Here is a 25954-nt window from a genome sequence, read left to right on the forward strand (position 1 = left end):
TAAGAGCTTGTTAGTCAAATTTTTCTTTGATCACTACTTCGTTCAAATTCTTTTTTCTATCCCATTTCCGAAGTTCTAATTCGGGCTGATTATAAAACATATCTGTATACCCGAAACACAAATATCCTATTAATTGGTTTTCTGGTGGAGCATTGAGTATTTCTTTTACTTTTTCTGGATCCAGAATACTCACCCAACCCATTCCGATATTGAGAGACCTTGCCATCAACCACATATTTTGTATAGCGCAAACCACGCTGTATTTTCCCATATTAGGCATACTGGTTTGTCCTAAAACTGGTCCTTCTTTGGGTTTATAAAATACTGCAATGTTTAAAGGAGATTCAATAATTCCTTCTAACTTAAGCTGGATATATTCTTTTTGTTTTTCATCTGAAAAAAGCTTAGCAGCTAAAGCAGTTTCTTCTGAAAAACTTTTCTTTATAGCTTGTTTTGTTTCTTGATCTCTTATCAATACAAATTCCCAAGGTTGCGAAAACCCTACAGAAGGAGCAGCCAAAGCTGCTTCTAAAATAGTTTCAATTGCTTCTTGAGAAATTGAGGTATTTAAAAAACGATTTCCTCTAACATCTCTTCGATGTACTAATATATCTTCTAAGAGCTCTTGTTCTTCTTTATTAAATATACGTTGGGATTGCGTTTTCATATATTTAAAACGTTGGCTTCTTCCAGAGTAAACGATGCATTGACAATAGCTACAGCAAAATTGCTCCCTCCTCGATTTTCTGTGATCAAAGCGTATGGGATATGAGTTATTGTTTTTAATCTTTCTTTGGATTCTATCACATTAATAAACCCTACCGGTACTCCTATAACTCCAGTTGGCGATATAACTCCTTCTTGAATTTGATCAACAATTTCAATTAATGCTGTTGGGGCATTACCAATTACAAATAATGCTTTAGGGTATTTTTTTGCAGCCAGTTTTATACCTGCTTGTGATCGTGTTAACCCTTCCTCTTCTGCTAATTGCAATGCTTCTGGGTCATTTAATAAGCAGACGATCTGGTTTTTATACTTTCCTGTATATGCTTTTGTAATTCCAGCCTGTACCATAGTAACATCGGTAACAATCATACCTCCATTTTGAAGGTATTCATGCCAGATTTTAATAGCATTTTCTGAGGTTTCTAAATAGTTAATGTATTCAAAATCTCCTGATGTGTGTATACACCTGATAGCAGCCCATAGTGCATCTTTTGCTAGCTCGTTTTGAGGGATCTTATCTATTATTTCTGCAAAACTTGCTTGTTGAATCTCTACTCCTGTTTCTGGTTTTCTATTGAGATATCCTCGAGGTGTAATTAAATGATCTTTATATTTAAAGGTTTGGCTATTTCCTATCAACACCACACAAAACATATCAACATCATCAACGTCTAACTGTCCTAAGGTTGTAATTTTAATATCCTCTTCTGTTCTACCTAATTGTTTACATATTGCAACTGGAGTTTCTTTAGACCGATATTTAAGATAGATATCTTTTAACGCCTGTAGTTGCCAATAACGTTTTTTGCTCTTAGGGTTATATAACCCGGTTACAAAATCTCCTTGTGCTGCAGCATAGATACGTTTCTCAATAGTCGTCCAAGGTGTCATTAAATCAGACAATGAAATACAACAAAAATCATGTCCTAATATAGCTCCAAGTTTACTTCCTGCTGTAATAAAAGCTGAAATCCCAGGAACAGTTTCTATAGGTATTTCTAATTTTTGTTCGGCAACCTTTTGATAAACAATTGACGCCATAGCGTAAATACTGGCATCTCCAGATCCTATCACGATAACATTTTCTCCTTCTAAGGCATGTTTTATTGCAATATCTGCTCTTTTTTCTTCTTCACTTAACTCTTTACCTATACATAAAACTTCTTTATGAATTAGGTGTTGAATAAATTGAAAATAATAATGATAACCGATTATCACTGTAGCTTCTGAAATGGCTTTTGAAGCCATTGGCGTTATATAGTCTGAATGCCCTGGACCAAGCCCTACAACTTTGATCATTTTTTTATAATTAATAGTGAGAAATATGGTATTTCTCTATGAGTCAACATCGCTAAATCTGTTGTTATATATTCTTCATTGGTTCCTAAACGTTCACAATAGTAACATTTCCATGGTGTCTGTGCTAATTCTAATTGAATGTCTTTCCATACTGATCTAATCTTCATTAAGATTAAAGTATCAAAATCCTGAAAGTACTTATCAATTTCTTGAATATTCCTTATTCTTGGGATTACAGCTACCTTATCATTTAACAAACCTAATGGAAGCTGATGTCTTGCCGCTCCCAACGAAAATGAATTAATTCCTGGGATTAAAGACACTGGTACTTGTAACTCCTGAAGCTTTGTCAATAAATAAGAGAAAGATGCGTACAGACTTATATCGCCTTCGCATACAACTGCTATTTTTTTTCCAGAGCTTGAGGCAATTGCTATTTCTTTTGCTGTTGCCTCATAAACCTCAGAAGCCTGTTTTCTATCATTTGACATTTCAAGAAAAAAACCTTTGAGTTCTTTATCTTCTAAACCATGGTATTGTAAAATTGGGTATACAAAACTCTTTTTTACTCCCTTTGCAACAGAGCCTGGATAAAAAATAAGGTCGACTTCTTTTAAGATTCTTAATGCTTTTAGGGTTAGAAGTTCTGGATCTCCAGGCCCCAAAGCGATACCGTAAATGGTTTGCAAATTATTCTGTTTTTTTCTTTTTTCTTTTATATAAGAAAAGTTGCCATTTTTCTTCTGCTACACCTGCTTTATCCATTTCTGCTCTTGCCATAGTGAAAAACAAGTCCGATAACCTGTTAATATAAGCTACTACATATTCTTCTACAGAATCAGGATCCTCTCTCATCAAGGTTATTAATCTACGCTCTCCTCTTCTTATTTGAGTCCTGCATACATGACAAAGTGCCGAAATCTCATTTCCTCCAGGTAGTAAAAAATAATCGGACGGAGAACTTATTTTGGACTCCATCTCATCTAACCACTGTTCACAAAACTCTGCTCCATCAACAGGTTTTGGGTTTGGGTTTACTTTTTTTGAATCTGATGGTCTCGCCAGATGTGACATCATATCCATTAAATCTTTTTGGATTTTATGAAGGTTAGATTGCCATTCATGAGTATTCCCAAGTTTTGATCGAAGCAATCCAATAGTAGAATTAGCTTCATCTAAAGCTCCATTGCATTCTATCCTAGCAGAATCTTTAGATTCTCTTTTTCCTCCAAAAACACCAGTCATACCGGTATCTCCTTTTCGTGTATATATTTTCATAATACTAAACTTCTGTTCCTACCATTAATTTTTCTTCTAATGCCTTCTGGAGTTTTTCTTCTTCTATTTTCTCTCCTATAATTACCAAACGCGTAGCTTTGAGTTCTCCCTCAACCCATTTCCTGTCAAAGTAATTTTCAAAACGATCTGCTACTCCCTGAACGATCATACGCATTGGTTTTCCAGGAACATGAATAATCCCCTTTATTCTATAAATATGATGATCAATCACCAATGATTTTAGTGTATCAATTAATTGTTTAGGCGTATGCGGTACTTTTACTTCAAGTACTATAGAATTTATGGTTTCATCGTGTTCGTGATCATGGTGATGGTGATGGTCGTGATCATGGTCATGATGGTGATGGTGTTCTTCATGATGAGAATGTATACTATCTGCACGATCTTCTGTTTTGGCATCAATCCCCAATAATACTTCTACAGGTATATCACCTTTTACCGCTGAGATTAATTTTATATTGTTACCTACTCTATTTTGAATAATATCTCTAACCTGAACATACTCTTCTTCATTAATTAAATCAGATTTAGTCATCACAATAAGATCTGCACAAGATAGTTGGTCTTCAAATAACTCTTCAATAGAAGATTCATGATCTAGGTTTTCATCATCTAATCGTTGAGACTGTACTTTATCCCTATCACAAATTTCACCTGTAGCTTGTCCAACACAATCAACAACAGTAATAACAGCATCCACCGTAATTTGCGGTTTTAGATCCGGCCAATTAAAGGCTTTTAATAGTGGTTTTGGCAATGCTAATCCCGAAGTTTCAATAATAATATGATCGATATCTTCCTTACGTTCCATTAACTGAAGCATTGTAGGCAAAAATTCTTCTTGTACCGTACAACAAAGACATCCATTACTTAATTCTAATATATTTTCTTCTTCACATCCACAATCATTACCTTTAAGGATTTCTCCATCCATTCCCAGCTCACCAAACTCATTAACAATAATAGCTAATCGCCTGCCATTTGCATTTCTTGCGATTTTATGTATTAAAGTCGTTTTACCTGATCCCAGAAAACCCGTAATAATAGTTACCGGTATTTTTTTAGTGTTTAAAGCCATGTTCTATTTTCAAAATGATTTCTAACAAAACTATTTATTATATACCAAAGGAAAAAGGAAAATCATATGTGTTTATGATAATAATCGCTTTATGACTTAAAAAGATTTTCTTGTTAAAAAAATTGATCTATTAAAGTGTAGATTTCTTTAAAACCAACCATCAATTGAGAAATAAAAAGTGATCAAACTTATGGAAATAAAAAGTGATCAAACTTATGGAAATAAAAAGTGATCAAACTTATGGAAATAAAAAGTGATCAAACTTATGGAAATAAAAAGTGATCAAACTTATGGAAATAAAAAAAGCTCCTTTAAAAAAGGAGCTTTTTGAGTACTGAAGGCGGGACTTGAACCCGCACGGCCTTACAGGCCATTGGATTTTAAGTCCAACGTGTCTACCAATTCCACCACTTCAGCTTGGTATATATATTGTCTCAGAGCGAAAGACGGGATTTGAACCCGCGACCCTCACCTTGGCAAGGTGATGCTCTACCCCTGAGCTACTTTCGCAGTTATTTTTAAGAACTCGGCAATTCGTTATTGCGGATGCAAATTTAATACAATTCTTATAATACCAAAGTCTTTTTGCAAAAAAGTATTAAAAAATTTACACTTGCGATGCTTTCTTCCTGGTTAACATACGTTTAATCTCATTTAATTTCATCAATGCTTCTACAGGAGTAAGTGTATCAATATCGATATCTAAGATTTCTTCTTTGATTTCTTCAAGCAATGGATCATCCATATTAAAGAAACTCAATTGCAGTTCGTCTTCTTCTTGTATATCTTTAATTTTATCTGTTAACTCCTCACTACTATGAGATTTTTCAAGTTTTTTAAGCATTTTGTTTGCTCTGTGCAATACTTGCTGAGGCATTCCAGCCATTTTAGCAACATGAATTCCAAAACTATGCTCACTACCTCCTGGAACCAGTTTACGCAAAAATAATACCGTATCCTTAAGCTCTTTAACAGATACATTGTAATTTTTTATCCTTGCAAAAGTCTCACACATTTCGTTTAACTCGTGATAATGTGTTGCAAATAACGTTTTAGGTCTTGCAGGATGTTCGTGTAGAAACTCACTAATAGCCCACGCAATTGAAATTCCATCATAGGTACTGGTTCCTCTACCAATTTCATCTAACAACACCAAACTACGATCAGAAATATTGTTAAGAATACTAGCCGTTTCATTCATTTCTACCATAAATGTAGATTCTCCCATCGAAATATTATCACTAGCTCCTACTCTAGTAAATATTTTATCAACTACTCCTATCTTAGCTTCTTCTGCAGGCACAAAACATCCCATTTGAGCTAATAATACAATCAATGCTGTTTGTCGCAAAATAGCTGATTTACCACTCATATTAGGCCCCGTAATCATGATCATTTGTTGATGATCTCGATCCAATACCACATTATTAGCTATATATTGTTCTCCTGGCGGAAGTTGTTTTTCAATAACCGGATGGCGGCCATTTTTGATTTCCAAATCGTGTGAATCATCTATTAACGGTCTAACATATTGATTTTCTTTTGCCAATTGCGCAAAAGAACATAAACAATCTAACTGACCTATCAAAGAGGCATTGAGTTGTACAGGTTTAATATATTCATTCATCCAAATGACCAAATCATTAAACAATTGCTGCTCCAGAGCAAGAATCTTTTCTTCTGCCCCCAAGATCTTAGCTTCATATTCTTTAAGCTCCTCTGTAATATAGCGCTCAGCATTCACCAGAGTTTGTTTACGAATCCAGGTATCAGGAACTTTATCCTTATGCGTGTTTCTTACTTCAATATAATATCCAAAAACATTATTAGAAGCAATTTTTAATGATGTAATACCTGTCGCTTCTGACTCACGCTCCAGCATTTTATCCAGGTAATCCTTTCCAGAATATGCAATAGAACGTAATTCATCTAATTCGTCAAGATACCCATCAGCAATAGTATTGCCTTTTAATATGTTAACAGGTGCTTCTTCATTAAGGGTTTCCTTAATCTTTGAACGAAGCAATTCACAATCACTTAGATTTTCTCCAATAACTTTTAGAGCTTCATTATTACTACCTGAAGCTTGTGATTTAATAGGAACAATAGCTTCTAATGAATTTTTAAGTTGAATTACTTCTCGTGGATTTACTTTACCAATAGCTACTTTAGATATCAATCGTTCAATATCTCCAATCTGTTTAACTTGATGTTGAATTTTTTCAAGTAATACCGGATTATCTAAAAAATATTGTACTACTTCATGGCGCTTATGAACCCCTGAACTATTCTTAAGAGGTAATGCCAACCAACGTTTTAAGGTACGACCACCCATAGGAGAAATCGTTTTATCAATAACATCCAATAGTGTTACTGCATTAGCCGCATTAGCATGATATAATTCAAGATTACGTATCGTAAAACGATCCATCCAGATATACTGATCTTCAGCAATACGCTGTATTGCCGTAATATGTTGTAGCTTATGATGCTGAGTTTCTCCTAGATAATGTAAGATCACTCCTGCAGCAATAATCCCTTTATCTAAATGATCTACACCAAAACCTTTTAATGAAGTAGTTCCAAAATGATTATTCAGAGTTTCATGCGCATAATCTGTCTTAAAAACCCAATCTTCTAAAAAGAAGGAATGATAATTTTGACCAAAATCATTACAAAAATCTTGTTTTTTAGGTTTAGTAATTAAAACTTCACTTGGATTAAAGTTCTGCATCAATTTATCCATGTGAGCAACATCACCTTGCGCTGTTAAAAACTCTCCTGTTGAAACATCTAAAAAAGCAATTCCTAATTCCTTTTTTCCATAATGCAAAGCACATAAAAAATTGTTGGTTTTACTTTGTAAAACCTCATCATTAAGAGCAACTCCCGGAGTTACTAATTCTGTAACACCACGTTTAACAATGGTTTTGGTTTGTTTTGGATCCTCTAATTGATCGCAAATTGCTACTCTTTCACCAGCTTTAACCAGTTTTGGTAAATATGTATTTAAAGAGTGATGTGGAAAACCTGCAAGCGCTGTTTCTTGCTCACTACCATTTCCTCTTTTAGTCAATACAATATTGAGAATTGCAGCTGTTTTAATTGCATCTCCTCCAAAGGTTTCATAAAAATCTCCAACCCTAAATAACAAAAGCGCATCAGGATATTTAACCTTGATCGCATTGTATTGTTTCATTAACGGAGTTACTTTTTTCTCTTTTTTCACAGCCATTCAGCATCTATTTTAATAACTTTTGCTAAAGTAGGTATTCTCTCTTTTCTTTAGAAATGTTGCTCATATGAGTTATTCATATTTATTCACATTTAAAAAAACAAAATAAGTTATCTGTCTAGTAAAAAATAAAAAGTGCACAAACATAAGGGTAAATGCTTTTTTATACGTCTTCTATTATAGAACTATACATCAAAAAAGTTTTAACATAGTTAATATTAAGAATCTAATACCCGATACCTCAACAAACTTATCTTTATTAAATTAAAAAGCTAAACTTATGACATTCAGTAAGAATCTTTTTGTACTCATATTAATCTTGTGTTTTACTCAATGGATAAAAGCACAAAATAATCGGGATAGAGAATACATCAAAACACAAACCAATACTCAAGCACTTTTAGAATTAACTCAAAAGGTGCAAACTGATTTCGAAACTAATAGAGCTAAAGCCAAAAAGGATGTTCCTTTGCAAGTGACAAATGAGCATGGGCAATTGGGGGTATTATATTCTTTTACCGAAGATGGGGAACCAGTATATGCGTTTGATGATAATGCAGATGCCGCTATCACAGGTCGTACTGATAAAATATGGACAGGAGGTTCTTCAGGACTTAATTTAACTGGAGCAGGTATCGAAATAGGTGTTTGGGAAAGTGGAAAAGCAAGAGATACCCATGTTGAATTGGTCGGACGTGCATCGGCTGGTGATGGAGCTTCTATTACTGGTCATGCAACTCGCACCGGAGGTACTATGATCGCAACAGGAGTTGATCCGGATGCTAGAGGAATGGCTTCTGGAGCAACCATTAAAAATTATTCTGCTTCTGGATTAATTCTGGAAGCTGCAAACTTTGCTTCTGCAGGCGGAATTCTGGCAAACAACTCTAATTCGCCTTCTGGCACCAGTGGTTTATATGATACTAATGCTCGTAATATTGATAATCTCACCTATAATGCGCCATTCTATCTACATTGCAAATCTGCCGGGAATGATGGAAATAACTACGGAATCATGAGATCTACACAGATCGCAAAAAATCTACTAGTAGTAGGAAATTGTGGTGATGTACTTAACTACACTGGTCCATCTTCAGTATCTATGTCTTCCTCTAGTTCCTACGGACCAACTGATGACTGGAGAATCAAACCCGACATTACAAATAATGGTGTAGGTGTATACTCTTCAACTGATACTGGAGATAATGACTACCAATCAAGTTCGGGCACCTCTTATTCTACACCAGCTACAACAGGAACAATTGCTTTATTACAACAACACTACAATAACATTAATAGCGCCTATATGAGAGCTGCAACTGCAAAAGCATTAATTATCGGTACAGCCGATGAAATAGGAGTTAACGATGGTCCAGATTTTGCAGGCGGATGGGGACTGGTAAATGCTGAAAGAGCTGCGCAAGTAATCAGTAATAATGGTAACACTTCAATTATTGATGAATTGACTTTGAACGACGGAGAAACATACACCAGAACAATTGCATCTAATGGTTCTGTCCCCTTATCTCTCACTATTGCTTGGAATGATCCTTCTGGAGCGCTAGGTTCGGGTAACACACCAGTACTGGTTAATGATTTGGATGTTCGAATTACTGGTAATGGAAACACGTATGCTCCTTGGATAATGGTTCCTAATGCCAGCTTTGACAATTATACAGATCCTGCGCAAAGAGGTGATAATTTTAGAGATAATGTAGAAAAAATAGATACATCAGTATCTGCAGGAACATATACAGTTACAATCACTCATAAAGGAACATTAACTAATGGATCACAAGATTTCTCCTTAATAATTCACGGTGTCGATAGTAATCCTTTAAATGTTGAATCCATAGTATTAGAAAAAAAGTTCAACATATATCCAAATCCTATAGAATCCGAAGTATTATTTATAAAACACGAAGAAACCAAAGAGCAGAAAGCAATAGTAAGAAATCTTCTAGGGAAAGAAATTGACAAAATCAACCTTAAATCTGGAATAACTCAATACAACACAGGCAATCTGAGCTCCGGGATTTACTTTATTCATATCGAAACAGAAAAAGGAAGTATTACAAAGAAGATAATAAAAAAATAATACATTCACCCCACAACCTGTTAAGCTGTCCAAAAAACTTTTTTTGGACAGTTTTTTTATGCTAAAAAATTCAAACCAAAGAAAATTTTCCTTCTCAAAAAGAATAAACAAAATATTTTTTTGACATAAATCAAAACACAAATTGATAAAAATCAATCTTCCTTTTGACTTATTTATTCATTCTCATTATTCGGTCAATAATCTTTGAATAAAATCAAAAAAAACAAAACTTCTCAATTGCCCGCCACAAAGGCTTTTCAGCATAAACAACTGATAACAAAACTTTTATTTTAAAAAAAAGAAAGATTTAAACTAGGGGCTAGTTGTACTTTTAAGCGTCTTAATTTATAGACGCTATAACCAATTTAATTTTAAATCAACTTAAAAATTATGCAAACTCAAAAGATCTTTGTTTACAAAAGAACAATTTATTTATCCCCGACCTTAATGTCATTTCAGACATAAAGATTTTCTTATAAAATCTTAAAACCAATTTTCTAACACAAATTTTATTTTTTAAAAACTCTATTTATGAAATCAAGGAAGAATATATTCCTCCTCATTCCATTGTTGTTATTTTCAGTATTCTTAAATGCCCAAAATAGTAATGATCGAGAGAATATAAAAAAACAGACAAATCTGCAAAATCTGCAAAAGATTATAGTCAGATCCAACAACCTAGACATAGCCAATATAGCTAGAGCTACTAAGCAAAAAATTTCTGTCACTAGCATTACTGAAGATGGCCGTTTAGGCGTGCTCTTTGGATTTGACAAGAACGGAACCCCCATATATGCATATGATGATAATGTAAATGCCGCAATTACTGGGCGTACTGACAAAATTTGGCAAGGAGGGTCTTCTGGCTTAAATCTATCTGGTAATGGAATCGAGATTGGAGTATGGGAAAGCGGTTATGCCAGACCCACTCACGTAGAGTTTGGAGGTCGAGCTTCTAATGGCGGTGATGGAGGTTCTGTTACCAGTCATGGGACACATACCGGAGGTACTCTGATTGCATCAGGTGTAGATTCAAATGCCAGGGGAATGGCTTCTGGTGCATCGATAAAAAACTATACTGCTTCTGGAATGGTTGCTGAAACAGCTTCTTTTGCTGCCGCTGGAGGAATATTAGCTAATAATTCTAATACTCCAGGTGGAACTGCAGGAGAATATAACGCCGTTGCCAGAGATATGGACGAAGTTATATACAACGCTCCATTTTACTTACATTGTAAATCAGCTGGAAATAGTGGAAATACCTATGGTGTGGTTAAAAGCACTCAGGTATCTAAAAACCTTTTGGTGGTTGGTAACTCAAATGATGTTTTAAATTACACAGGGCCAGGATCTGTAAATATGTCAAGTTCGAGTTCATATGGTCCGCCTGATGATTGGAGAATCAAACCCGATATTACTAATAACGGTACAACAGTCTATTCTTCAGATTCTGCAAGTAATACAGATTATGGTACAAAAAGCGGTACTTCTATGTCAACTCCTGCTACAGCCGGTTCAATAGCTTTACTACAACAGCATTATAAAAACCTCAATAATGTATATATGAAAGCAGCTACAGCAAAAGCTTTGATCATAGACACTGCTGATGAAATAGGAGCAAATGACGGACCTGATTTTGCCAGTGGTTGGGGACTAGTAAATGCTGAAAGAGCAGCACAAGTAATTAGTAATAATGGAACTTCTTCTATCATAGAAGAGTTAACACTTAATAATGGAAGTACGTATACAAAAACCATCACTTCTGATGGATCAACACCATTAGCACTAACCATTGTATGGAATGATCCTGCTGGAACTACAGGTTCAGGAACCAATCCAGTCTTAGTAAATGATTTAGATGTGCGAGTAACTGGTAACGGAAACACGTATGCACCTTGGGTAATGGTTCCTAATGCAAGTTTTAATAACTATACAGATCCAGCCCAGAGAGGAGATAATTTTAGAGATAATGTTGAAAAAATCGATGCTGTTCTGGCAGCAGGTACATATACCATTACCATAACGCATAAAGGCACATTGAGCAATGGTTCTCAAGATTTTTCTTTAGTAGCAAATGGAGTAAACACTAATGTAGTTCCTGATAATGAAGCTCCAGGTGTTCCTGCCAATCTAACAGCTTCTAATATTGGTTCAACAACTGTAGATCTTTCCTGGAATGCCTCTACAGATAATGTTGGAGTTACCGGATACGAAATATTCCAAAACGGAACCAGCATAGGAACTGCTACTACAACTAATTTTAATGTAACTGGACTCACAGCAGAGACAACCTATAACTTTACTGTAAATGCTAAAGATGCTGCTGGAAATACCTCAGGAAATAGTAATACCGTAAATATTACGACTACAGCACCACCTGCCTGTACCGGAATAGCAAGTTTTCCTTACAACGAAAGTTTTGAATCCGGTGTGGGAGTATGGATACAAGAAACTAATGATGACCTTAATTGGGTGGTTGATAGTGCAGGAACTCCATCTAACAATACCGGACCTTCTGCTGCATCTGATGGAACCAATTATATCTACACAGAAGCAACAGGAAATGGAACAGGGTTTCCTAATAAAGTTGCACTGTTAACCAGTCCCTGTATCGACCTTACTAATCAACTTAATCCCGAACTGAATTTTGATTATCATATGTTTGGCGCGGCTATGGGTACACTCGAAATGAGAGCATCCACTGATAATGGAATCACCTGGACAACCATATGGAGCTTATCCGGAGATCAGGGGAATAACTGGAATACTCAAACTATAAGCCTTGCTACATATAGCGGCAGTGTGATAAAGCTACAAATAAAAGGAACTACAGGTGATAATTTTACCAGTGATATGACAATAGATAATTTAAGTATTATCTCATCTGTACCAGACAATGAAGCCCCAAGCATTCCTGCGAATCTAACAGCTTCTAATATTGGTTCAACAACTGTAGACCTTTCCTGGACAGCTTCTACAGATAATGTAGGTGTCACTGGATATGAAATATTCCAAAATGGAGCCAGTATCGGAACTGCTACCTCAACTAACTTTAATTTAACTGGATTTACTCCAGAAACGGCATATAGTTTTACTGTAAATGCTAAAGATGCTGCAGGAAATACCTCAGGAAATAGTAATACTGTAAATATAACTACTACAGCACCACCAGCTTGTGCAGGAATAGTTAGTTTTCCTTACAATGAAAATTTTGAATCCGGTGTTGGAGTATGGACACAAGAAACTAATGATGATCTTAATTGGATCGTTGATAGTGCAGGAACCCCATCTAACAATACTGGACCTTCTGCTGCATCTGATGGAACCAATTATATCTACACAGAAGCAACAGGAAATGGAACAGGGTTCCCTAATAAAGTAGCACTGTTGACAAGTCCTTGTATCGACCTTATCAATCAACCTAATCCTGAACTGAAGTTTGATTATCATATGTTCGGTGCAGCTATGGGTACACTCGAAATGAGAGCATCTACTGATGATGGAATCACCTGGATAACCATATGGAGCTTAACAGGGGATCAAGGAAATAACTGGAATACTCAAACCGTAAGCTTAGCTGCATATAGTGGTAGTGTGATAAAACTACAAATAAAAGGAACTACGGGTGATAATTTTACCAGTGATATGACTGTAGATAATTTAAGTATTATCTCATCTGTACCAGACAATGAAGCCCCAAGCATTCCTGCGAATCTAACAGCTTCTAATATTGGTTCAACAACTATAGATCTTTCCTGGACTGCTTCTACAGATAATGTAGGTGTCACGGGATATGAAATATTCCAGAATGGAACCAGTATCGGAATCCCTATCTCAACTAACTATAGTGTGACAGGGCTTACTGCAGAAACAGCATATAGTTTTACTGTAAATGCTAAAGATGCCGCCGGAAACACCTCAGGAAATAGCAGTTCTTTAAATGTTACAACCACCACTACTCCTACTCAATTATTTACAGTAGGAATTACAACTGTGGGAACCAGTACATCTACTCATGCAGATCGAAGAGCAATGCCTTACACTATGCCCGAAAACGGAACACTGCAAAGCATAGCTATTCATGTCACAGGAGGCTCAGGAGATATGCAACTAGGTGTTTACGCAGATAACAACGGAGTTCCTGCTAACAAAATAGGTCAAACCTCTATAACAACCATTAATTCAACCACAGGTTGGCAAACCATAGCTTTAGAAAACCCTGTTACAATTAGTAATGGTGAAACTATATGGTTAGCTTGGATGCTTTCTACCAATCCTGGTGTTGCTTATGTAACAGGAAGCCCGGGAAGATATAGTGCTGCTGGAACAACTTGGTCTACAAGCGGAAACAATATGCCTTCAAATTATGGCACTGGATCTCAAAGTGATTTTAGATATTCTATATATGCTAATTACACTCAATTTGTAGATACTCAGGCTCCTTCTGTGCCAACAAACTTTACAGCATCCAATATCAGAAATACATCTGTAGATCTGAGCTGGAATGCCTCTACAGATAATATCGGTGTAACAGAATATGATATATATCAAGGAACTACAATTGTTGGTTCATCTACAACTACTAGTTATAATGTAACCGGACTTACAGCCAACACCTCTTATAGTTTTACTGTTAGAGCTAAAGATGCTGCGGGTAATGTTTCAGCTAATAGTAGTGTTATTAATATAACCACTACCAATGTTGTACAATACACCTTAACCACTAATACTATTGGTCAAGGAACTGTAAGTGGCAGCGGAACGTATAATTCTGGAGAAATTGCTTCAGTAACCGCAACACCAACTTCAGGTTGGGAATTCGCAGGATGGAGCGGTGACCTAACGGGTAATACCAATCCTGAGTCTTTAACTATGAATGCTGATAAAACAGTAACCGCAACATTTACTGAGGTAATTTCTGTAAGTACTTCTACAGAAAAGTATCGACTCACCTGGAGAGATGATCCTTCTACAACAATGGTTATAGGATGGAATCAAGTGAGAGGAACAAATCCTGTTGTACATTATGGCCCTACTGATTTTGGTTTAAGTTACAGCTCATATCCTCTGAGCAAAGCTGTTGATAGAACTGTCTCCAGTAAAGGGATGAGTAATAATTATACTAGGCTAACAGGATTACAATCAGATACTGCTTATTATTTTGTAATCAAAGATAGTGAAGGTGTATCCAAAAGATACTGGTTCAAAACCGCTCCTAACGACCCTACTACAAGACTATCTATAATTGCGGGAGGAGATTCTAGAAATAATCGCACTCCAAGACAAAATGCCAATAGATTGGTGGCCAAAATCAGACCACACGCTGTGTTATTTGGTGGAGACATGACGAGCTCTTCTTCTAGCTCTCAATGGCAAAACTGGTTTAATGACTGGCAATTAACTGTAGGATCTGATGGTAGAATGATTCCTGTAGTAGCCGCCAGAGGTAATCATGAAAGTTCTAACGATATCAGAGATTTATTTGATATACCAACCACAGCTGGAGGAGAGTACTATGCCTTAAGTTTTGGAGGAAATCTAATGAGAACATATACACTCAATACAGAAGTAACTCCTGCTGGAACACAAGGAACCTGGTTAGCAAATGATCTTACCGCTAATGCAGCAAATCATACTTGGGCAATAGCACAGTATCATAGATCAACCAGACCACACGAACCTGGTAAATCCGAACAAAATGACCAATATGATGCCTGGTCTATACCTTTTTATACTCATGCAGTTCAATTAGTCATGGAGAGTGATTCTCATGTTGTAAAAAGAACCTGGCCTGTTAAGCCTTCAACAGCTGCAGGAAGTGATGAAGGTTTTATACGAGTTGATAACGATCCTAAAAGAGCAGTATATGTTGGTGAAGGATGTTGGGGCGCTCCACTAAGAAATGCTTCGGATACCAAAAACTGGACCAGAGCGGCGGGATCATTTAATCAATTTAAATGGTTGTGGATAGATCAAAATAAAATCGAATTGAGAACTATCAAAGTGGATAACGCAACTAGTGTCGGACAATTAAGCGACAGTAACTTATTTACACTACCCACAAATATAGATATCTGGAATCCTTCTGGAGGAAATGTTGTTGTCATTGATAACCCACATGCTATAACTGTTCGATCAATACAAACTGTAAATACCGCAGACGATGCAAATATTCATTCATTTGATCTAAGTGTATATCCAAATCCTATAGAATCTGGATTATTGCATATAGCTTATCCTGACTATAACGAAAATCAAAAATCGAAAGCAGTAATAAAGGATATTTTAGGGAAAAAGATCAGTGAGGTTAGTTTTGAATCTGCTAACACAACATATAATATCGACAATCTAAATGCAGGAGTTTATTTTGTAATAATTAAAACTAAAAAAGGAGAAGTGAGTTCTAAGTTTATTAAGAAGTAGTTTTCCCATACTCTTAGTAAACTAAAGCTGCCTGAAAAATTAACTTCAGGCAGTTTTTTTTACATAAGAATAACTTTTAGTTTAGTATATCTTATTAAAATCAACAAAACTCTAATATCACAATGCCGTTTGAGGTTTGTTTTTAAATAGATTTCCTTTTAAGAATCTGACTTCAGGCCTATCGGCTATCATGACAAATAAGGGAATCAACGCATGAGGTAGTCTAATCAACATTTCCCAGGTCCATTGACTAAAAGAATTTGCTAAGAATTCAACATGAAAATGCCCTACAAGTCGAGCCATCGCAGTTAATCCTCCCCAAATAAAAGCATACACCAAAGCTGCATATGATATCCTGGGAATGAAAATAGCTATAGCTACTACAAAATCCAGAACTCCTGCTATTTTTAGCATTAAATGTGCACCCGGTTCGCTAATTGGCAAAGTATTTAAGGTCATATCAATAAAGCTTCCAGGTCTGGGATAATATCCAATCGCATACAAACCATGACAACTAAAAGTAAGGGCAATAGCAATTAGTGCAATTAATCTTATTTTTTTAAAAGACACCTTGGTAAACATTAATAGATAAAGCAATACAGGACTCATAAACTGAATTGCATACTCAAAAAATTGCCCTACATGAAAAAACTTCTCTTTACAATATAAAACTGCTAAAACAAAAAGCCCTATACTTCCACCTAGTAAAAAGAATTTACCGAGCTTCTTCATATTTGGTTTTACAAGCAAGGTTACTATAGCACAAAGGATATAAAAAACACCAACCATTTTAATCGAAAGCGAGATATTATTGGCCGCAGAAAGACTGGTCACATACTCATTCCAAGTAACCCCAAAAACATTTTCAACAATATTCTTTAAGATAGCTTCATCCCACAAAAATGTTCGATAAGGTGCATCCCAAACAATATGTTGATAGGCTCTTCCAATAAAAATAAGGAAAGTAGAAATTCTTAAGATTTTCAATAATTTTTGTTGTGTATTAACATGTTGTTCCATGATTTTATAAGTTGGTTATCAGGATAAAATTAAACAAAAAGACAAAAGTAACCTCTGTTTTGAACAAAATATAGGATGTTAGATTTTGTAGTTTATTTATAGCCTGTCTTATCCTAAAGAAAAATTAAAACATCTAAGTAATATATGTGTTATCTCTGATACTAATGACTACATCTATCAATAAAAAAGTTGATTAATATCAATTTTTAAAATCATTACGAATAATAAAGAAGCTAAAAAAAATACAAAAAGACTTAGAAATTATAAAAAACATATTATCTATACTTTAAGTTTATTTTAAACTCCTAACATGCATTAGAAAATTATACCTTTGGCAAATTCTGAATAAACTCAGATAATTCATTAGTAAAATTTGCATCTTTAAAGAATGGCTCGTAAACTAAAAAACAGCGAACTTGATCGTAAAACCATAGCAGAATTCAAAGCTGCAAAAAAAAGCTCTCTTATTATCATTCTGGATAATATTAGAAGCTTAAATAATATTGGATCTGTTTTTAGAACTGCAGATGCTTTTCTTATTCAAAAAATCTATCTCTGTGGTATTACGGCAACACCTCCGCATAAAGATATTCAAAAGACGGCACTAGGTGCAACCGATACTGTGGATTGGGAACATCAAAAAGACACACTTACTCTTATACGTGATCTTAAGAAACAAAATGTAAAAACCTTATCTATAGAACAGGCAGAAAATGCCACAATGTTACAAGATTTCACTCCAGAATCGAATCAAGTTTATGCAGTTATTTTTGGTAATGAAGTAAAAGGAGTGCAACAAGAAGTTGTTTCTGAAAGTGATGAAATCATTGAAATTCCACAATACGGAAGTAAGCATTCTTTAAATATTTCTGTAAGTACCGGTGTGGTAATTTGGGATCTGTTTAATAAACTATAGAAATACGGCTATAAATTCAGCAAGGCTTCTTTGATATATAAAACTGTCTGAGGATTAATTCTTCAAACAGTTTTTATTTTTAAACCAAAAAATAAGCGCCTCAATACAAAATCTCATTTTTGCAAATTGCCTTTGTTCTACATAAAATAATCTGAGATATCTTTTGTAAGTTTAACCTAATAATACATTAACACACAATCTCTATCTAAAATGAAACACATATCCATTTTTACCGCTTTGATGTTATTTCTTATTTCCTGCAAACAGGAAAAACCAAAAAATGATACCCTAACAGAAATGCAAATAGTTACTAAAGCCAAAGAAATTCATAAAAATGTTATTACCCTAGATACACACTGTGATATCAACATTAAAAACTTTACCGATTCAATTAATTATACTCAGGATCTTTCTTCTCAAGTCACGTTACCAAAGATGAATAAAGGAGGGTTAGATGTTGCCTGGTTTATTGTTTATACTGGTCAAGATTCTTTGACTCCATCAGGTTATGAAAAAGCACATGAGATCGCGATGTCCAAATTTGAAGCTATTCACAGACTGACGGATACAATCGCTCCTGATAAAATTGAACTTGCTCTCAGCTCAGATGATGTACGTCGTATTCATGCTTCTGGTAAAAAAGTGGCTATGATAGGTATTGAAAATGGGTATCCAGTAGGAACTGATATTAACAATGTAAAAAAGTTTCATGATCTAGGAGCTAGATATATGTCACTTTCGCATAACGGGCATAGCCAATTATGCGATTCTAATACTGGTGAAGCTGATGGGGTTTGGTTACATAACGGACTTAGTGATCTAGGTAAGCAAGTGATTGCAGAAATGAACAAAACGGGAATTATGATTGATGTTTCACATCCATCAAAAGAATCTATGCGTCAAATGATCGAGCTCACAAAAGCTCCTATTATTGCTTCGCATTCCTCAGCCAGAGCGTTGTGTAATCACAGTCGAAACCTTGATGATGAACAACTACAATGGTTAAAAGAAAATGGTGGTGTTGTGCAAACCGTGGCTTTTACATCTTATTTGAATACTGAAAAATTTGAAAAAAGGAATAAAAAAGAATTAGAAATTGCTAAACAGATAGCTGATTCTATGGGTGTCAAGTGGATAGAACGAGAAGAAGTAATGAAGTTAAGTACAGAAGAAAAAGAAAAATACTATGACTTTTACATGAAAATGTTATCTATCCGAAGAGAAAAAGAAAAGAAAATGAACGATCTCCCTCCTGCTGTGAATGTTATAGATTTTGTGAATCATATTGATTATATGGTAGAGAAAATAGGTATCGATCACGTAGGAATAAGCTCCGACTTTGATGGTGGTGGCGGTATTGATGGCTGGAGTGATGCTTCCGAAACATTTAATGTTACTCTAGAACTTGTTAAAAGAGGTTATAAGGAAGAAGAAATTGAAAAATTATGGAGTGGTAACTTATTAAGAGTATTGGATGAAGTCCAAAAAGTAGCCAAACAACTTCAGGAAAAAGTTTAATGTTTTGGGATAAGTTGTTTTCTATAGATGGACAAAATATAGAAAACAACTTATTTTAATTATTACATAGCAATCTCTTCAAGAATTGAAATATAATCATATCGATTGGCTATAAAATCCTTTTCTGAAACATCAATAACTTTTACATTAAATTCTGATTGAGATTTTATAAACTGTAAATATCCTTTATTAATCTTTTCTAAATATTCTGGAGGGATTTTCTGTTCATAATCCCTTCCTCTTTTCTTGATGTTTTCTAACAACCTTTCTGTATTCTGATACAAATACACATACAATCCTGGTTTAGATAGATTTCTACACATTAAATCAAAGACTCTTTTATACAATGTAAATTCTTCTTCTTGCAAAGTAACTTTTGCAAAAATTAAGGATTTAAAAACATCGTAATCACTTACCACAAAATCTTTAAAAAGATCAAATTGAGCTATATCATCTTGCAACCTCTGATAACGATCCGCCAGGAAAGACATTTCTAGAGGAAATGCATAGCGCTCCATATCTTCATAAAACTTTGGCAAAAAAGGATTATCTGCAAAACGCTCTAAGATAAGTTTTGCATTGAATTCTTTTGCTATCAATTGCGCTAAACTAGTTTTACCAGCACCAATATTACCTTCTATAGTAAGATATTGAAATCTCGATAAATCATAAGCTTCTTTAGGATTTATGAGTTTGTCATTAATTCTTTCAATGTGAGAAGTGTCTTTAGTATTTTCTAATATCTGTACCACTGTCTTTTTTAATATCGGATGCTCTATATTAGATCCTATATCTACTAACGGTGCAAGTACGAATTTTCTATCCTGTAATGAGGGATGAGGAACAGTCAATGAAGCTGTCTCTATAATCCCTTCAGAAGAAAAAATAATATCTAAATCTATAGTGCGTGCTTCATATCCTTTAGTATCTGTTCTTTTTCTTCCCAAAAAATTTTCTATCTCTAATAATTGATCTAACACTTCATTTTCTGTAGAAAATGTTTGAACAGAGATACAGGCATTATAAAAATCTTCACTACTAAATCCCCACGCTGGGGTTTGATACACAGAAGATATCGAAACAATATCTCCAATATTATTGTAGATTTTATGTATTGCTTTTTGAAGATAATCCAGGCGATCACCTATGTTACTTCCTAATGAAATATGTATAAGACGAGATGTTTTCAATATCGGATATTTAGATTCTGATCAGAAGTCCTTATTTTTAAGAGCAAATTAAACAAAACAAAACCACTTCACCGTATTTTTGCGTGAAGTATTCATAACACAATTCATTTTGAACGAAAATACCTTAGAACTCAAAGACAAAATAGCAGCCTATAGAATTTACATAATCCTTGGTGCATTATTTATTTCTTCTCTTGTTGTTTGCAATCTTATTTTCCAAAAATTTTTTCAATGGGATTTTTTTGGCATTTACACCTTCACTATAAGTGTTGGCTTATTACCTTATCCTTTAACTTTTTTAATCACAGATATTATTAGTGAAATCTATGGCAAAAAAAAGGCTAACCTTATGGTTACGGCAGGGATTTTTGCTTCTATATTTTCATTATTAATAATATACTCAGCTTCTGCTGTAAATGCCTACATTGATCCTGGAACTGATCCTAATATTCAGGTTGACAATGACACTTTTAACCTGGTATTTGGTAAAAGTCTGATTTCTGTGTTTGCCTCAATGACTGCCTATCTTTTTGCACAGTATATTGACATCAAAATTTTTCATTTCTGGAAACGCGTTACCAAAGGAAAACATCTTTGGATAAGAAACAATTTCTCTACTTTTCTTTCTCAACTGGTTGACAGCGTTACGATTATTTCGCTTTTATGCCTCAATGGGATTTTTTCCTGGGATAATTTTATTCCTTTTGTGATGAGTGGTTTTCTTTTTAAAGTAATCGTAGCTACTTTAGACACACCTCTTTTGTATATGACAGTATTTTTCTTGAGAAAAAGATTCAAATTAAAACATGGTGAAGAATTAAGATTAGAATATTAAAATCTAACAAATAGTTAACTCTAGAAAAGCAACATACTATCTTTGTAAATCGTTACTTTGATACAAAACCCTAATTATCATGAAGAAAGCCCTCAAAATCCTCGGTATAGTTTTACTATTGTTTATAATTGCTATTATCTCAATACCTTTTTTATTTAAAGGAACCATTCAGGATAAGGTTCGCTATATGATTAATGAGCATGTGAATGCTAAGGTAGATTTTGCTGATATTGACATTAGTCTTTTAAGAAGTTTTCCTCAAGCATCTGTAGAGATCGATGAGTTATCTATTATTAATTATGAACCTTTTGAGGGAGACACATTGGTATATTCAAAAAAGATAGCATTGGATATGTCGATAAACGAATTATTTAAAGATGCTTCAGAACCAATAAGTGTAAAAGAGTTTATCATTGATGAAGCTCATATTGCAATTAAGACGGACTCATTAGGTAATTCTAATTTTGATATTGCAAGAAAACAAAGTGAAACACCAGAACCAACTCCAAAAGAAGAAGAAAGCGGTTCTTTTACCTTTGCCTTAGAACATTATGAGGTTAACCATAGTAATATTCTATATAAAGATGATCAGAGCGGTACTATTCTAGAATTAACAGATCTTAATCATAAAGGTGATGGAGCGGTTTCTGGCGAAAAGGTAATTTTAAATACACACTCTGATACCGAAGCTTCTTTTGGATTAGGAGACACTAAATACCTAAATAAAAACAAATTACAGTTAGACGCAGCAATTGAGTTAGATCTTGAGAATCAAAAATATTCTTTTATGGAAAACAAAGCGTTAATTAATCAATTACCATTGGAATTTAATGGTTTTGTTCAGCTTTTTGAAAAGCATACAGAAGTAGATTTAAGTTTTAAAACACCTAGTTCTGATTTTAAAAATTTCTTAGCTGTGATTCCTGAAACTTATGCAAAAAACCTGGACGGAGTAGAGACTTCGGGAGATTTTTCTATACAAGGTATGATTAAGGGAACTGCGGATGATACTTACATTCCTAAAATGGACATTACGATTTTATCTAATAATGCTTCTTTCAAATATCCTGATTTACCAAAAAGCGTAAGTAATATAACTATCGATACTCAAATTAAAAATGATACCGGCTTAGTTGATGACACTTTTGTTAAGATCGGTAATCTTACTTTTAGAATTGATCAGGACACCTTTGCTGCCAAAGGTAGTTTACTAAATCTTACGGGAAACATGATCGTTGATATGGCCGTTAACGGAACACTTAATTTGTCTAACCTCGATCAGGCATATCCACTACAATTAGAACAAGATCTTAATGGAATTGTAAAAGCTGATATCAAAACTCATTTTGATATGCAATCTCTAGAAAAAGAGCAGTATCAAAATGTAAAAAGCTCTGGAAATGCAAGTATTTCTGGATTTAGTTATTCTTCACCAGAAACACCTAATGAAATTAAGATTTCTAATGCAGATGTTAGTTTTAATCCTGACGTCATAACACTTAATACGCTGGATGCTAATACCGGAAAATCAGACCTTAAAGCTAAAGGAACAATTCATAACCTGATGGGCTTCTTATTTTCCAAACAAGATCTTAAAGGTGAGTTTGATGTAAATTCTAATGTTTTTGCCGTTAATGATTTTATGGTAGCAGAATCCGATACAGATGAAAAAGAAGAAAAAGAAGTCGCAAACGAAGAAGGAGCTCTTCAAATCCCTTCTTTTCTAAATGCCACACTTAACTTTGATGCTAAAAAAGTAATCTACGACAATTTAGAATTAAAAAACACCAAAGGAAGTGTAAAAATTAAAGATGAAACCGCCTATCTAGAAAATGTAACCTCCAATATTTTTGATGGAGGATTAGCTTTTAATGGTAATGTTTCTACTAAATCAGAAGTACCGTCTTTTGCGATGAGTTTAGACTTAAGTAAGGTCAATATTGCTAAATCATTTAATAGTCTGGAATTGATAAAAGGTCTGGCTCCAATTGCTAAAGCTTTAACAGGAGCACTCACTACCCAAATAAAACTTAATGGAGACCTTAAAAATGACCTGACACCAGTTTTAACCTCTTTAAAGGGAAATGCCCTGGCAGAAATTTTAAATGCTAAAGTAAATGCCGAAGGGACTCCATTATTATCTAAACTTGACGGCGAACTTAATTTTTTAAATCTTGACAAACTAAATCTTAAGGATATAAAAACTAAATTAAGCTTTGATGATGGGCAAATTAATGTAAAGCCCTTTGATTTTACTATTGATGATATAAAAATTACAGCAAGTGGCAGCCATGGTTTTGACTCTAATATGAATTACAATGTTTCACTAGATGTTCCTGCCAAGTATTTAGGAAATGATATTAGTGGGTTAGTGTCGCAGCTTAATGAACAAGAAGCAAAATCAATGACAATTGCACTTCCTGTAGGAGTTACAGGTAACTTTACTAATCCAAAAATAAGTCTTAATACAAATCAGGCTATATCTCAGTTAACACAGCAAATCATTAGTAAACAAAAAGAAAAAGCAAAAGAGCAAATTATTGGAAAAGGAACTAAAACCATTACAGATTTATTAGGAGGTTCAAATAAAAGTAAAGATTCTACTAAAACAGATAATACAAATTCTGATGATCAGCTTAAAGAAACTGCAAAAGATATATTAGGAGGGTTTTTCAAAAAGAAGAAAAAGAAAAAAGATAGTTCTAAAACCAAAAATTAATATTAAGGTAAAGCTTCACCATAAATTTATTTCTAAATTAGGGTAGAAAACTTCAAAAAAACAAGGGATTATTTATTTGGAAATGTTTTATATAAATTATTACTAATCAATAGATAATGTTTTATAAAATGTATGTCATTTCTTCTTTTTGTTAATTTATGTTAACAAAAAATGAAAGGGTAATACAATAATTTTATTAAAATCGAATTAACTATTTAGTAAAGTTTTAATTATCACGTAGGAATCCTACAATGATAACTTTACTCCAAAAACCAAATAACCCCATTGTTATGAAACCAAAAACCCTACCCTTATTCGTTTTTCTTTTCAGTTTCTTAATATCTTTCTCACAACAAGAGCTTAATCAGGATCAAATGAGATGGACAAAAGGTTGGACAAATTTTGATCCTAATCATGAAGATTATCCTAAACCAGAAGAAAAATTACTCACCATTATCGATAATGACGCATATTTGTCTAATGATGCTGTATATTTAATGTCAGGTAATGTTTATGTTACCAATAATGCTACGTTAACAATTCAAGAAGGGACGATCATTCGATGTGACTCTGAAAATGAAACAAGTTTAGTAATAACTAAAGGCGCCAAACTTATTGCTAAAGGTTCTAAAGTAAACCCTATTATCTTTACCTCAGACAAAGCACCAAAATCCAGAAAAGCCGGAGATTGGGGAGGAATCGTAATTGCAGGATCAGGAAAAACAAGTTCACCTTCTGGAGTTGGCGTATTAGAAGGAAATTTTTTACCTCAATACTCTGTCTATGGAGGAACAAAGCCTAATGAAATGACTGCTATACTATCGTATATACGTATCGAATATGCAGGAAAAAAAATCAACCAGTCCAAAGAACTTAATGGGCTATCATTATATGCTTTAGGCAAAAACTCTATTATCAAGAATATTATGGTAAGTTTCTCTGCAGATGATTCATATGAATGTTACGGAGGATTAGCCAATTTAAAAAACCTAATTTCATATAAAGCAAAAGATGATGACTTTGATCTTACTCAAGGATATCAAGGAGAGCTCTTCAATATTTTGGCAGTAAGACATCCATACATATCAGATATTAGTGGTTCTTATGCTATTGAGATAGATGGGTATGACAAAAAACAAGGCTTTTCAAGCCCAGAATTATTGTCTTTTGTAAAAATTAGAAATGCTACATTAATTAATCTTTCTGACAGAAGTAATTACCAACATACTTCGGCGGCTATTTCTTCCAAGTATTTAGCAAGATTAAGCATGGGCGAATCTCGTATATCAGGCTTTGCTAATGTTATTAAGTTTGACAAATCTTATCAAACTTATGCAGATCTTGAAAAATCATTTTCTTTAGAAAACAGTATTTTTAATGTTCATAGTACAGCTGTAAAGGTAAAATATGCATCTCAAGATGATGCTCAAAAAATCCTTAAGTACAATATGTTTACTACTCAATTTAAAAATGTAGAGGAGTTATTTCAAGATCCTTTAAATGATGAAAACCCCCGTTTCTCTTTAAAAGAATCCCTTGGCAATTACACCGTAAAGCAGTAAATTTGGAATAAAACTAACCAATCAACCTAATAA

15 protein-coding genes and 2 tRNA genes are annotated in these 25954 nt (G+C 34.1%); 7 read left to right on the plus strand and 10 right to left on the minus strand.

Annotated elements, in window-relative coordinates; translation table 11 throughout:
• Window positions 1-10: 10 nt before the first annotated feature.
• From bluB to mutS, 8 genes are all read right to left on the minus strand, one after another.
• On the minus strand, window positions 11-667 hold the full coding sequence (bluB, locus tag U0D62_RS13500) for a 5,6-dimethylbenzimidazole synthase (RefSeq protein WP_322287834.1): 657 nt from the start codon (window positions 665-667) through the stop codon (window positions 11-13).
• Entirely contained in the window at window positions 664-2028 is a 1365-nt protein-coding gene (gene cobJ / locus U0D62_RS13505; protein WP_322287835.1) for a precorrin-3B C(17)-methyltransferase, read from the minus strand. Before cobJ ends, bluB begins: the two co-directional genes overlap by 4 nt.
• The gene (gene cobI / locus U0D62_RS13510) at window positions 2025-2717 is read right to left on the minus strand and encodes a precorrin-2 C(20)-methyltransferase (RefSeq protein ID WP_322287836.1); all 693 of its coding nucleotides are present in this window, start codon (window positions 2715-2717) and stop codon (window positions 2025-2027) included. Before cobI ends, cobJ begins: the two co-directional genes overlap by 4 nt.
• A 1-nt stretch (window position 2718) precedes the next feature.
• Window positions 2719-3306, minus strand: coding sequence for a cob(I)yrinic acid a,c-diamide adenosyltransferase (locus tag U0D62_RS13515; RefSeq protein WP_322287837.1), 588 nt, complete (start codon window positions 3304-3306; stop codon window positions 2719-2721).
• A gap of 4 nt (window positions 3307-3310) precedes the next feature.
• Complete coding sequence (cobW, locus tag U0D62_RS13520; RefSeq protein WP_322287838.1) at window positions 3311-4405, minus strand: cobalamin biosynthesis protein CobW; 1095 nt, start codon at window positions 4403-4405, stop codon at window positions 3311-3313.
• A 332-nt stretch (window positions 4406-4737) separates the two neighbouring features.
• Window positions 4738-4822, minus strand: a tRNA-Leu gene (locus U0D62_RS13525).
• 21 nt (window positions 4823-4843) lie between these two features.
• A tRNA-Gly gene (locus U0D62_RS13530) sits at window positions 4844-4915 on the minus strand.
• Window positions 4916-5012: 97 nt separating this feature from the next.
• Complete coding sequence (mutS, locus tag U0D62_RS13535) at window positions 5013-7640, minus strand: DNA mismatch repair protein MutS (RefSeq protein WP_322287839.1); 2628 nt, start codon at window positions 7638-7640, stop codon at window positions 5013-5015.
• A gap of 280 nt (window positions 7641-7920) precedes the next feature.
• On the opposite strand from mutS, the gene U0D62_RS13540 reads away from it, so the two are divergent.
• Both U0D62_RS13540 and U0D62_RS13545 read left to right on the plus strand, forming a co-directional pair.
• A complete protein-coding gene (locus U0D62_RS13540; RefSeq protein ID WP_322287840.1) occupies window positions 7921-9738 on the plus strand; it encodes a S8 family peptidase in 1818 nt (605 codons plus the stop codon).
• Between the two features lie 531 nt (window positions 9739-10269).
• Window positions 10270-16161, plus strand: a complete 5892-nt coding sequence (locus U0D62_RS13545; protein WP_322287841.1) for a fibronectin type III domain-containing protein — start codon at window positions 10270-10272, stop codon at window positions 16159-16161.
• 117 nt (window positions 16162-16278) lie between these two features.
• Here the strand turns inward: U0D62_RS13545 and U0D62_RS13550 are convergent, their stop codons facing one another.
• Window positions 16279-17181 carry a hypothetical protein gene (locus U0D62_RS13550; RefSeq protein WP_322287842.1) on the minus strand — a complete coding sequence of 301 codons (903 nt, stop codon included), beginning with the start codon at window positions 17179-17181 and terminating at the stop codon, window positions 16279-16281.
• Window positions 17182-17569: 388 nt separating this feature from the next.
• Between U0D62_RS13550 and U0D62_RS13555 the strand changes: the two genes are divergently transcribed.
• Entirely contained in the window at window positions 17570-18097 is a 528-nt protein-coding gene (locus tag U0D62_RS13555; protein ID WP_322287843.1) for an RNA methyltransferase, read from the plus strand.
• Between the two features lie 210 nt (window positions 18098-18307).
• Window positions 18308-19615 carry a dipeptidase gene (locus U0D62_RS13560; RefSeq protein WP_322287844.1) on the plus strand — a complete coding sequence of 436 codons (1308 nt, stop codon included), beginning with the start codon at window positions 18308-18310 and terminating at the stop codon, window positions 19613-19615.
• A 62-nt stretch (window positions 19616-19677) separates the two neighbouring features.
• On the opposite strand, the gene folK is transcribed toward U0D62_RS13560, so the two are convergent.
• Window positions 19678-20805, minus strand: coding sequence for a 2-amino-4-hydroxy-6-hydroxymethyldihydropteridine diphosphokinase (folK, locus tag U0D62_RS13565; protein WP_322287845.1), 1128 nt, complete (start codon window positions 20803-20805; stop codon window positions 19678-19680).
• A 109-nt stretch (window positions 20806-20914) separates the two neighbouring features.
• Between folK and U0D62_RS13570 the strand changes: the two genes are divergently transcribed.
• From U0D62_RS13570 to U0D62_RS13580, 3 genes are all read left to right on the plus strand, one after another.
• Window positions 20915-21640: a queuosine precursor transporter gene (locus U0D62_RS13570; RefSeq protein WP_322287846.1), complete on the plus strand. Its 726-nt coding sequence runs from the start codon at window positions 20915-20917 to the stop codon at window positions 21638-21640.
• A gap of 79 nt (window positions 21641-21719) precedes the next feature.
• Window positions 21720-24359, plus strand: coding sequence for an AsmA-like C-terminal region-containing protein (locus U0D62_RS13575; RefSeq protein WP_322287847.1), 2640 nt, complete (start codon window positions 21720-21722; stop codon window positions 24357-24359).
• Between the two features lie 290 nt (window positions 24360-24649).
• The gene (locus tag U0D62_RS13580; protein WP_322287848.1) at window positions 24650-25921 is read left to right on the plus strand and encodes a hypothetical protein; all 1272 of its coding nucleotides are present in this window, start codon (window positions 24650-24652) and stop codon (window positions 25919-25921) included.
• Window positions 25922-25954 lie beyond the last annotated feature (33 nt).

The sequence above is a fragment of the Aquimarina callyspongiae genome, from assembly GCF_034322225.1.
Classification (GTDB): Bacteria; Bacteroidota; Bacteroidia; order Flavobacteriales; family Flavobacteriaceae; genus Aquimarina.

What these genes read in the sequence shown, in the direction of transcription:
- U0D62_RS13515 (WP_322287837.1), bottom strand. Translation starts at nt 3,306, where the DNA reads ATGAAAATATATACACGAAAAGGAGATACCGGTATGACTGGTGTTTTT.
- cobJ (WP_322287835.1), bottom strand. Translation starts at nt 2,028, where the DNA reads ATGATCAAAGTTGTAGGGCTTGGTCCAGGGCATTCAGACTATATAACG.
- U0D62_RS13560 (WP_322287844.1), top strand. Translation starts at nt 18,308, where the DNA reads ATGAAACACATATCCATTTTTACCGCTTTGATGTTATTTCTTATTTCC.
- U0D62_RS13540 (WP_322287840.1), top strand. Translation starts at nt 7,921, where the DNA reads ATGACATTCAGTAAGAATCTTTTTGTACTCATATTAATCTTGTGTTTT.
- U0D62_RS13545 (WP_322287841.1), top strand. Translation starts at nt 10,270, where the DNA reads ATGAAATCAAGGAAGAATATATTCCTCCTCATTCCATTGTTGTTATTT.
- U0D62_RS13550 (WP_322287842.1), bottom strand. Translation starts at nt 17,181, where the DNA reads ATGGAACAACATGTTAATACACAACAAAAATTATTGAAAATCTTAAGA.
- mutS (WP_322287839.1), bottom strand. Translation starts at nt 7,640, where the DNA reads ATGGCTGTGAAAAAAGAGAAAAAAGTAACTCCGTTAATGAAACAATAC.
- U0D62_RS13580 (WP_322287848.1), top strand. Translation starts at nt 24,650, where the DNA reads ATGAAACCAAAAACCCTACCCTTATTCGTTTTTCTTTTCAGTTTCTTA.
- cobW (WP_322287838.1), bottom strand. Translation starts at nt 4,405, where the DNA reads ATGGCTTTAAACACTAAAAAAATACCGGTAACTATTATTACGGGTTTT.
- U0D62_RS13575 (WP_322287847.1), top strand. Translation starts at nt 21,720, where the DNA reads ATGAAGAAAGCCCTCAAAATCCTCGGTATAGTTTTACTATTGTTTATA.
- U0D62_RS13555 (WP_322287843.1), top strand. Translation starts at nt 17,570, where the DNA reads ATGGCTCGTAAACTAAAAAACAGCGAACTTGATCGTAAAACCATAGCA.
- bluB (WP_322287834.1), bottom strand. Translation starts at nt 667, where the DNA reads ATGAAAACGCAATCCCAACGTATATTTAATAAAGAAGAACAAGAGCTC.